Raw genomic sequence first — 9,876 nt, 5'->3', positions numbered from 1 at the left:
CGCAGGCCGGGCCGACGGGGTCTGCTGCGCGCAGGCGGAAAGGCTGATCGCGCCCAGCAGCGCGGCAATGGCAATTCGGAACATCGGCAACCTGAAGAGAAAGGGGCAACCCGGCGATTCTCGCATACCGCCGCCGGCGCCCGACCTATCCGCGCGGATGGTGCCGGCGATGCAGCTTCTGCAGGTGCTCGCGCGCCACCAGGGTGTAGATCTGGGTGGTGGACAGCGAGCTGTGCCCCAGCAGCATCTGCAGCGCGCGCAGATCTGCGCCGTGATTGAGCAGATGCGTGGCGAAGCTGTGGCGCAGGCCGTGCGGACTGATTCTCGCCGGATCGATCCCCGCCACGGCGGCACAGGTTTTGACCAGCGCCCAGAACTGCTGGCGGCTGAGCGGCTGGCGTTTGTCATCGACAAACAGCGGCACCTGCCCATCTATCGTGGCCGGCACCGGCTTGCCGCCGGTCAGCAGCGGCCGGGCCTGATCCAGATAGCGCTCCAGCCAGTGCTGGGATTCCTCGCCCAGCGGCACCAGCCGCTCCCGGCTGCCCTTGCCGGTGACCCGCAGCACGCCCTGGCGCAGGTTGACCGCGTTGGCCGGCAGATGGACCAGCTCACTCACCCGCAGGCCGGCGGCGTACATCAGTTCCAGCATCGCCCGGTCGCGCAGGCCGACCGGAGTGCCGATATCGGGTGCCGCCAGCAGCGCCTCGATCTGGCTTTCCGCCAACGCCTTGGGCAGCGGACGTGGCAGCTTCGGTGGCTCCAGCAGCGCGGCCGGATCTTCGGCACGTTCTCCGCGGCGCACCGCCAGCGCGAAGAACGCACGCAGGGCCGAGAGCAGGCGCGCATTGCTGCGCGCCGTCCAGCCGTGCCGGGTGCGCCAGGCCAGATAGTCGAACAGTCCGGCACGATCGATCCCGGCCAGACCGCCACCGGCACCGTCACGCCAGCGCGCCAGGCCTTCCAGATCGCGGCGGTAGCTGTCCAGCGAGGCCCGCGCCAGGCCCTGCTCGGCCCAGATCGCATCGAGAAAACGCTGGATGTGGCGGCCATCGGCATCGCGCAACGGCGGCAGCTGCCGCACCAGCTGGCGGCGTTCGGCGGGAGTCGTAATCGAAGACATCGGCAACAGCATAGAACCTGCCCGCCGCCGGCGCCCAGCCAACCGCGGGCCACAAGCCCGTATGCTCGCCCCATGAGCGAACCGAGCGCCGTCCCCGAACGCCCCAGCGCGCTGCTGCCGCGCCGCCTGGCCGCCCTGTTTTATGACCTATGGCCGGCACTGGCGCTGTGGATGCTGCTGTCGGCGCTGTTCACCCTGGGCTTCACTGTTGCCGGGCACGGCGCGCGCGAGAACATCGCCCCCTTCAGCGCACTGCAATGGCTGCTGTGGCTGAGCTGCTGGGTCATCGCCGGCCTGTACGCCACCATCAGCTGGCGACGCGGTGGCCAGACCCTGGGCATGCGCCCGTGGCAGCTGTACCTGCGTGGCGAAACGGGCGCGCCGCTTCGCTGGTCCACGCTGTGGCTGCGCTATCTCGGCGGCACCGTGTCACTGCTGTGCGGCGGACTGGGCTTCTGGTGGGCGCTGGTCGACAGGCAGAAGCTGACCTTGCATGACCGCCTCAGCGGCACCCGGCTGGTGCGCATCCCCCGCGGCGACTGACCCGACTACGCCGCAGCCTCGGCTGTGCGGCCCCGTGCATTTGCGCGCGGCCGGCGTTCAGCGCCGCCGGTGGAACAGCCAGCGCGAGATCAGCAGCATCAGGATCGGCGGCAACGCATAGGCGATGCGGTAGTCGAACTTGAGCGCGCCGGCCATGCGGCTGAAGAACATCTGCAGCAGCAAAAAGCCCAGCGCGAACAGCATCCCCATGAACAGCCGCTTGCCCATGCCGCCACTGCGCAGCGAACCGAAGGCGAACGGCACCGCCGCCAGGCACAGCGCCAGCACGTTCAACGGATAGAACCAGCGCCCCCAGTAGGTGTCCTCGTAATCACGCGCGTCCAGCCCGTTGCGCTTGCGGTACTCGATGCTGGTGCGCAGCTCGGCGGCACTGAGGTTGCGCGGCTTGGCCAGACCGGCCGCCAGCGCGGCCGCATCCAGCTGCGAGTTCCACGGCTCGCTTTCGACCGTGGTGCGCGTGACTACGCGCTCAGCGAAGCGGTCGCGGCGGACCTTCTCCAACACCCAGCCGCCGGCGTCATGCCGCGCAGTCACCGCGTAGGTCAGCGTGGCCAGACGACCGGCCGCATCCAGCTCGTACAGGCGCACGTCATGCAGCACCAGCCGGGTGGCACCGTCTTCGGTCAACTGCTCCTCACCGGTCTGCGCATTGAGGAAGGTATCGCCTTCGCGGGCCCACAATCCCGAATACCGGGCCATGGCCATGTCGGTCTCGTAGCGGGCACTGGAACGCAGTGCATCGGCGCGGTTCTGCGCCCACGGCGACAGGGTCTCGCCATTGATGACCATCACTGCCGTCAGCAGCGACAGCGCGATCGCCACCGATATCGCGATCCGCCGCCGCGACACACCCACCGCCCGCAACGCGGTCAGCTCCGAGGTCGCGGCCAGCTGCCCAAGCCCCATCAGCGCACCGATCACCGCCGCCATCGGGAACAGCGTGTAGGCACGGCGCGGCAGCGTATAGGCGGTCCAGGCGATCGCATGGCCGAAGGTGTAGCTGCCCTGGCCGATGTTCTTGGCCTCGCCGGACAGTGCCAGGATCGCATCCAGGCCCAGCAGCACCATCCAGACGACCGCAACCGTCAGCAGCACGGTGCGACCGATATACAGGTCATGGATACGCGGCATCAGCCTCATGCCGCCGCCCTCCGGCGGCGGGCCAGCCGGCCGTCGCGAAAGTACAGCCACAGCGCCAGTGCCAGCAACGGCAGCGTCAGCCACCACAGGCCGGCGGCGGCCGGCAGTTTGCCCTTGGCCAGCCACTGGGTACCCACGATCATCAGGTTGATACCCACCAGATAGGCCAGGAAGGCCAGCATGATCGGGCCATAACGCTGTTGCCGCGGCGCACTGCGCGCCAGCGGCAGGGTCAGCAGGGCGAACGCCAGCGCCAGCAGCGGCGGAGTGATGCGCCAGTGCAGCTGGGCCTTGGCCTCCACCCGCGGATCGGACAACAGCTGCAGCGTGGACAGCATTTCCGGATCATCCTGCTCCCGCGCGTCCTCGCGGTCGGGCAGACCGACCTCGTTGCTGGCATAGCGCATCAGGCGGTAGTCCAGCGCGCCATTTTCCGGCCCCTCGACACGGTAGCCGTCTTCCAGCCGCAGGAAACGCTGGCGCTCGCCCTCAAAAAACATTGAACCTTCGTTGGCCGACACCAAGTCGATCCGGCCATCCTTCTGCCGCTGCATGAACACCTTGCCCATGCGGGTGCCGTTCTCGCTGAGCGAGGACAGATAGACGATGCCGCCTCCCGGCAGCGAGGTGAACTGGCCCGGCTCCAGTCCGGCCACCACCATCGAGCGGCTGGCGCTTTCAACCATCGCCGTGGCGGTGCGGCTGGCCCACGGCCCCAGCCACAACGAGCACAGCCCGACCACCAGCACCACCGGCACCACCAGCATCAGGATCGGCTTGAGCAGGCGCCGGGGACCGACACCGACGGCGGTCAGCACCGCCATTTCAGAATCCCGGTACAGCCGGGCGATGGCCAGCGCCAGGCCCAGCATCAGCGCCAGCGGCAGGATGATGGGCAGATAGGCGATGAACTGCAGGCCCAGCTGCGACAGCAGCAGGCCGGCAGGCATGCGGCCGTCGGCGATGCGGCCGAGGATATCCACCAGCACGCCGCCCACGCTCACCACCAGCAGGACTGTCAAAGTGGCCAGAAAGCTCTGGATGAAGTCGCTCAGCAGGTAGCGGTCAAGCTTCGCCATGGGGTCGGTGGTTTAAACTCTCGGTTTCGTCCGCGGGATGCCCGGCCACACCGGCCATGCATGAACAGACCGCGATTGTACGGATTTGGCAACGGAATCTGATCAATGTCTCTGGAATTCACCCTGAACCACGCCGCCCCGGCCACCGCCGGATTCGATTGCATCGTCGTTGGCGCTTTCGCCGACAAGTCGCTGTCCCCGGCCGCGCAGGCGCTGGATGCCGTCGCCGGCGGACGCCTCAAGGCGCTGGTCGAGCGGGGGGATGTCGGCGGCAAGACCGGCAATTCGACACTGCTGCACGATGTGGCCGGCGTCACCGCCCCGCGCGTGCTGGTGATCGGCCTGGGCGATCCGGCCAAGTTCGGCGTGGCCCAGTACATCAAGGCCGTCGGCGATGCCGCCCGCGCCCTGAAGAGCGGCGCCACCCGCAGCGCCCTGCTCACTTTGGCCGAACTGCCGGTCGCCGGCCGCGATGCGGCCTGGAACATCCGCCAGGCGGTGATCACCGCCAACCACGCCAGCTACCGCTACAGCGCCACCTTCGGCAAGAAGAAGCCCGAGCCGGCCGGTCTGGAAACGCTGGCGGTCCTGGGTACCGACGACACCGCGCTGGCCCAGGGCCAGGCGATTGCTTCGGGCGTGGAATACGCCCGCGAGCTGGGCAACCTGCCGCCGAACTACTGCACCCCGGCCTATCTGGCCGAGTCCTCGCTCAAGTTCGCCGCCGAACACGACGGTGCCGAAGCCGAGGTCCTGGACGAGGCGCAGATGGAAGCCCTGGGCATGGGCTCGCTGCTGGCCGTGGCCCGCGGCTCGGCCAACCGGCCGAAGCTGGTGGTGCTGAAGTGGAACAACGGCGGTGACGCCAAGCCGTACGTGCTGGTCGGCAAGGGCATCACCTTCGATACCGGCGGCGTCAACCTGAAGACCCAGGGCGGCATCGAGGAAATGAAGTACGACATGTGCGGCGCGGCCAACGTGATCGGCACCTTCGTCGCCGCGGTGAAGGCCAAGCTGCCGCTGAACCTGGTGGTGGTGGTGCCGGCGGTGGAGAACGCCATCGACGGCAACGCCTACCGCCCCTCGGACGTGATCACCTCGATGTCGGGCAAGACCATCGAAGTGGGCAACACCGACGCCGAAGGCCGCCTGATCCTGTGCGACGCGCTGACCTACGCGCAGCGCTTCGAGCCGGCCGCGCTGATCGACGTGGCGACGCTCACCGGTGCCTGCATGGTCGCCCTGGGCCACCAGACCGCCGGCCTGATGAGCAAGCACGACGATCTGGCCAACGAACTGCTGGCCGCCGGCGAGCACGTGTTCGACCGCGCCTGGCGCCTGCCGCTGTGGGACGAATACCAGCCGCTGCTGGATTCGACCTTCGCCGACGTCTACAACATCGGCGGCCGCTGGGGTGGCGCGATCACCGCCGGCTGCTTCCTGTCGCGCTTCACCGAAGGCCAGCGCTGGGCGCATCTGGATATCGCCGGCGTGGCCAGCGATGAAGGCAAGCGCGGCATGGCCACCGGCCGGCCGGTCGGCCTGCTGAGCCAGTGGCTGCTGGACCGCACCGCGTAACAAGCGTTACCAGACCAGGGCCGGCTGCAACCTCCGGCCTTGGTCCGCGGCTTCTTCCTTCTTCACGCATCGAGTCTTCATGTCCCGTGCCGATTTCTACCTGATCGCCAAGCCGCGCTTCCTCACCGAACCGCTGCGGCTGGTGTGCGAGCTGGCCCGCAAGGCCAACGACGGGAACCTGTACACCCTGGTGCTGGCGCGCGATGCCGCCCAGGCCGAGGAGCTGGACGAGCTGCTGTGGTCCTTCGACCCGGACGCCTACATCCCGCACCAGATCGTCGGCGAGGATGTGGACGAGGAGGAAGCCATCGTGCTGATCGCCACGCCGGGCGCCGAGGCGCCGCAGCGGCCGCTGGTGATCAACCTGCGCGACGAGCCCTATCTGGGTGCCTGCGACCGGGTGCTGGAAGTGGTGCCGGCCGATCCGGCCGCACGCGAACCGCTGCGTGAGCGCTGGCGCCAGTACAAGGCCGCCGGCTACACGCTCAACAAATACGACATGTAAAGGACTACCCATGCGCCTGCTGATCGCCATCCTGTTGCCGTGGCTGGCTTTCTTCACCATCGGCCGCCCCATTTCCGGCATTGTCTGCCTGATCCTGCAGCTGACCCTGATCGGCTGGCTGCCCGGCGCCATCTGGGCCGCCTACGCGGTCAGCCAATACCACACCGACCAGAAGATCCAGCGCGCCCTGGGCCGCTGATCTCCCTTCCCCGCCTTTTTCCGGTTTTCCCCGCATGACCCAACTCGCCTCCAGCTACGACCCCAAATCCTTCGAAACCGATCTCTACGATGGGTGGGAGAAGGCCGGCCATTTCAAGCCGTCCGGCAAGGGCGAGCCGTACACCATCCTGCTGCCGCCGCCGAACGTCACCGGCACCCTGCACATGGGCCACGCCTTCCAGCAGACGCTGATGGATGCGCTGATCCGCTACCACCGCATGCGCGGCTACGACACGCTGTGGCAGGTGGGTACCGACCACGCCGGCATCGCCACCGAGATGGTGGTCAGCCGCAACCTGGCGCTGGAAGGCAAGGGTGAAACCCGCGATTCGCTGGGCCGCGATGGCTTCATCGACAAGGTGTGGGAGTGGAAGGCGCATTCGGGCAACGTGATCGAAGGCCAGATGCGCCGCCTGGGCACCTCGGCCGACTGGTCGCGCAGCACCTTCACCATGGACCCGGGCCCGAGCGAGGCGGTGATCGAGTCCTTCCTGCGTTGGCACGAACAGGGCCTGATCTACCGGGGCCAGCGCCTGGTCAACTGGGATCCGGTGCTCAAGACCGCCATTTCCGACCTGGAAGTGGAGAGCGTGGAAGAAGACGGCTTCATGTGGTCGATCGCCTACGCGCTGGAAGACGGCGCCAGCTACGAGCACGTCGAAGTGGATGCCGACGGCAACGAGACCCTGCGCGAGACCCGCAACTATCTGGTCGTGGCCACCACCCGCCCGGAAACCCTGCTCGGCGACACCGCAGTGATGGTGCACCCGGAAGACAGCCGCTACGCACACCTGATCGGCAAGCGCGTGACCCTGCCGCTGACCGGCCGCAGCGTGCCGGTGATCGGCGACGAGTATGTGGACAAGGCCTTCGGCACCGGCGTGGTCAAGGTGACCCCGGCGCACGACTTCAACGATTACCAGGTGGGCGTACGTCACAGCCTGCCGATGATCAACCTGTTCACCCCCACCGCCACGCTCAACGACAACGCTCCGGAAAAATACCGCGGGCTGGACCGTTACGACGCGCGCAAGCTGATCCTGGCCGAGCTGGAAGACCTCGGCATCCTGGTCGAGACCAAGGCGCACAGGCTGCAGGTGCCGCGTGGCGATCGCACCGGCCAGGTGATCGAGCCCTATCTGACCGACCAGTGGTTCGTGAAGATGGACGGGCTGGCCAAGCGCGGCCTGGAACTGGTCGAGAACGGCAGCATCAAATTCGTGCCGGGCAACTGGATCAACACCTACCGCCACTGGATGGAAAACATCCAGGACTGGTGCATCAGCCGCCAGCTGTGGTGGGGCCACCGCATCCCGGCGTGGTTCGACGAGGCCGGCAACTGCTACGTGGGTCGCAACGAGGCCGACGCCCGCGCCAAGGCCGGCCTGGGCGCCGACGTGGTGCTGACCCAGGACAGCGACGTGCTGGAGACCTGGTTCTCCTCGCAGCTGTGGCCGTTCTCCACGCTGGGCTGGCCGAATGAAGCGGCCATGGCGCAGCGCGGTTTCGAGCGCTACCTGCCGTCGAACGTGCTGGTCACCGGCTTTGACATCATCTTCTTCTGGGTGGCGCGCATGATCATGGCCACCGACAGCTTCACCGGGCAGATCCCGTTCAAGGACGTCTACATCACCGGCCTGATCCGCGATGCGCAGGGCCAGAAGATGTCCAAGTCCAAGGGCAATGTGCTCGACCCGCTGGACATCATCGACGGCATCACCATCGACGACCTGGTCGCCAAGCGCACCCACGGCCTGATGCAGCCGAAGATGGCCGAGAAGATCGAGAAAGCCACCCGCAAGGAATTCCCGGACGGCATCATTGCCCACGGTGCCGACGCGCTGCGCTTCACCATCGCCGCGCTGGCCACCCACGGCCGCGACATCAAGTTCGACATGGGCCGTGCCGAGGGCTACAAGAACTTCTGCAACAAGCTGTGGAACGCCAGCCGCTTCACCCTGATGAACACTGAAGGTGCGAGCTTCAGCGGCGCACCGCAGCCGCGCACCGATGCCGAGCGCTGGATCCTGGCGCGTCTGGCCAAGGTCGCGGCCGAAGCGCAGCAGCACTTCGCCGACTACCGCTTCGACCTGCTGGCGCAGGCGCTGTACGAGTTCGTCTGGAACGAGTTCTGCGACTGGTTCCTGGAGCTGACCAAGCCGGCGCTCAACGGCGTTGTGCAAGGAAGCACGAGTGCCGCTGAAGGCAGGACGCCGGGAGCGGCCGACAACGCCACCGACGCCGCCAGCACCCGCCACACCCTGCTGTACGTGCTGGAAGCCGTGCTGCGCCTGCTGCACCCGCTGACCCCGTTCGTCACCGAGCAGCTGTGGAAGCAGGTGGCGCCGCGCCTGGGCCTGGAAGTGGACACGCTGTCACTGCGCAGCTACCCGACCGCCGCCGAGTTCGCCGGCGACTACGCCCAGGCCGAAGCCGACGTGGAATGGTTCAAGACCATGGTCAGCGCGTTGCGCCGCGTGCGCAGCGAGCTGAACGTGCCGCCGTCCAAGCAGATCAAGCTGCTGCTGCAGGGCGGCACCACGGCCGACCGCAGCCGGGTGGAGCGTTTCACCGCCCAGCTGCGCTTCCTGCTCAAGCTCGAAACGGTCAGCTGGCTGGCCAACGATGAGCCTGCCCGCCGGTAGCCCCGGCGGTGGTCGGCGAGCTCAAGCTGCTGGTGCCGCTGGAAGGCCTGGTCGATCTGGACGCCGAGCGCGCGCGCCTGGACAAAGAGATCGCCCGCGTTTCGGCGGAGAAGGAGAAGAGCCAGACCAAGCTGTCCAAGTTCACCGACAAGGTGCCGGCGGCCGTGGTCGAACAGGAGCGCGTGCGCCTGGTCGACTGGGAAACCCAGCTGGCCGGCCTGCAGGAACAGCGCGCCAAGTTGTAAGCCCTGCAGCTCCGCTGACTGAAAACGCCGCCTGCGGGCGGCGTTCTCTTTACGCCTCGCCGCTGCCTGCGGCGGAATACCCAAACGAAATCGGCCATGTCGCCGGAGTGTTCTGCGCGGTCCTGTTCGCCGCCCTGCTGCATGTCCGCAGGAACGCCAGCATCAAACCCCGTGGCAATCAGCGCCGCCCTGCGCGAAACGGCGATCCTGTCCGCGCTGCTGCCCGTGGCCGGCGATCCGGCCTGATTCCGAAGGGATCCAGGCCACCTAGAGCGGCGGCATCGAACTGATGTCCTCGTCCACCAGTTCCATCGCCATCACTAGCGCGTCCTCGCGCCCGCTGGCGGCCGGGTAGTAGCGTGGGCGACGGCCGATCTCGTTGAACCCCTCGCTTTCATACAGCGCCAGAGCCGGGGCATTGGACGGCCGCACTTCCAGAAACACCCGGATGGCGCCGCGCACACGGGCCAGCTGCACCAACTCGCGCAACAGCCGGCGGCCGTAACCGCGCGACTGACACAACGGATCGACACACACATTGAGCACATGCGCCTCGTCGGCGGCCAGACTGAGCATCCCGTAGCCGACCATGTTGCCGCCGCTTTCAAGCACGCGGCCGGGATATCCGGCGCGCAGGCAGTCCAGGAAGATGCCGCGGGTCCACGGATACGGATAGGCGCGCAGCTCGATCTCCATCACCGCATCCAGATCGTCCTCCTGCAACGGACGCAGGACCGGCGCAGACGGCACGGCGGAGGCGCTCACTGCGGGCGCTTCC

At 67.5% G+C, this 9,876-nt stretch carries 8 protein-coding genes and 1 pseudogene; 5 read left to right on the top strand and 4 right to left on the bottom strand.

What is annotated here, in order from left to right; all coding sequences use genetic code 11:
• Window positions 1–145 precede the first annotated feature (145 nt).
• Window positions 146–1,123 carry a site-specific tyrosine recombinase XerD gene (gene xerD / locus JCM9942_RS06190; RefSeq protein WP_054658465.1) on the bottom strand — a complete coding sequence of 326 codons (978 nt, stop codon included), beginning with the start codon at window positions 1,121–1,123 and terminating at the stop codon, window positions 146–148.
• 72 nt (window positions 1,124–1,195) lie between these two features.
• Here xerD and JCM9942_RS06185 point away from each other — a divergent pair, with 72 nt between their 5' ends.
• Window positions 1,196–1,666, top strand: coding sequence for an RDD family protein (locus JCM9942_RS06185; RefSeq protein ID WP_054658461.1), 471 nt, complete (start codon window positions 1,196–1,198; stop codon window positions 1,664–1,666).
• 57 nt (window positions 1,667–1,723) lie between these two features.
• Here the strand turns inward: JCM9942_RS06185 and lptG are convergent, their stop codons facing one another.
• Window positions 1,724–2,827 carry an LPS export ABC transporter permease LptG gene (gene lptG, locus JCM9942_RS06180; RefSeq protein WP_054658459.1) on the bottom strand — a complete coding sequence of 368 codons (1,104 nt, stop codon included), beginning with the start codon at window positions 2,825–2,827 and terminating at the stop codon, window positions 1,724–1,726.
• Entirely contained in the window at window positions 2,824–3,906 is a 1,083-nt protein-coding gene (gene lptF, locus JCM9942_RS06175) for an LPS export ABC transporter permease LptF (RefSeq protein ID WP_054658457.1), read from the bottom strand. Before lptF ends, lptG begins: the two co-directional genes overlap by 4 nt.
• Window positions 3,907–4,011: 105 nt before the next feature.
• Between lptF and JCM9942_RS06170 the strand changes: the two genes are divergently transcribed.
• The 4 genes and pseudogenes from JCM9942_RS06170 to JCM9942_RS06155 all read left to right on the top strand — a co-directional run bounded on the left by JCM9942_RS06170 (window position 4,012) and on the right by JCM9942_RS06155 (window position 9,098).
• On the top strand, window positions 4,012–5,484 hold the full coding sequence (locus JCM9942_RS06170; protein ID WP_054658455.1) for a leucyl aminopeptidase: 1,473 nt from the start codon (window positions 4,012–4,014) through the stop codon (window positions 5,482–5,484).
• A gap of 79 nt (window positions 5,485–5,563) precedes the next feature.
• Window positions 5,564–5,989 (top strand): DNA polymerase III subunit chi, encoded by a 426-nt coding sequence (locus JCM9942_RS06165; RefSeq protein WP_054658453.1) that lies wholly within the window; start codon window positions 5,564–5,566, stop codon window positions 5,987–5,989.
• A 10-nt stretch (window positions 5,990–5,999) separates the two neighbouring features.
• A complete protein-coding gene (locus tag JCM9942_RS06160; protein ID WP_054658451.1) occupies window positions 6,000–6,188 on the top strand; it encodes a YqaE/Pmp3 family membrane protein in 189 nt (62 codons plus the stop codon).
• A 34-nt stretch (window positions 6,189–6,222) separates the two neighbouring features.
• Window positions 6,223–9,098, top strand: a pseudogene (locus tag JCM9942_RS06155) (valine--tRNA ligase).
• 267 nt (window positions 9,099–9,365) lie between these two features.
• Here JCM9942_RS06155 and rimI read toward each other — a convergent pair.
• Window positions 9,366–9,863 carry a ribosomal protein S18-alanine N-acetyltransferase gene (gene rimI, locus JCM9942_RS06150; protein ID WP_054658463.1) on the bottom strand — a complete coding sequence of 166 codons (498 nt, stop codon included), beginning with the start codon at window positions 9,861–9,863 and terminating at the stop codon, window positions 9,366–9,368.
• Window positions 9,864–9,876: the final 13 nt, after the last annotated feature.

The sequence above is a fragment of the Stenotrophomonas pictorum JCM 9942 genome (assembly GCF_001310775.1).
Taxonomy (GTDB): Bacteria; Pseudomonadota; Gammaproteobacteria; order Xanthomonadales; family Xanthomonadaceae; genus Stenotrophomonas; species Stenotrophomonas pictorum.
Note: the sequence above shows the minus strand (reverse complement) of the source record. Positions and strands in the feature narration are given on the sequence as shown.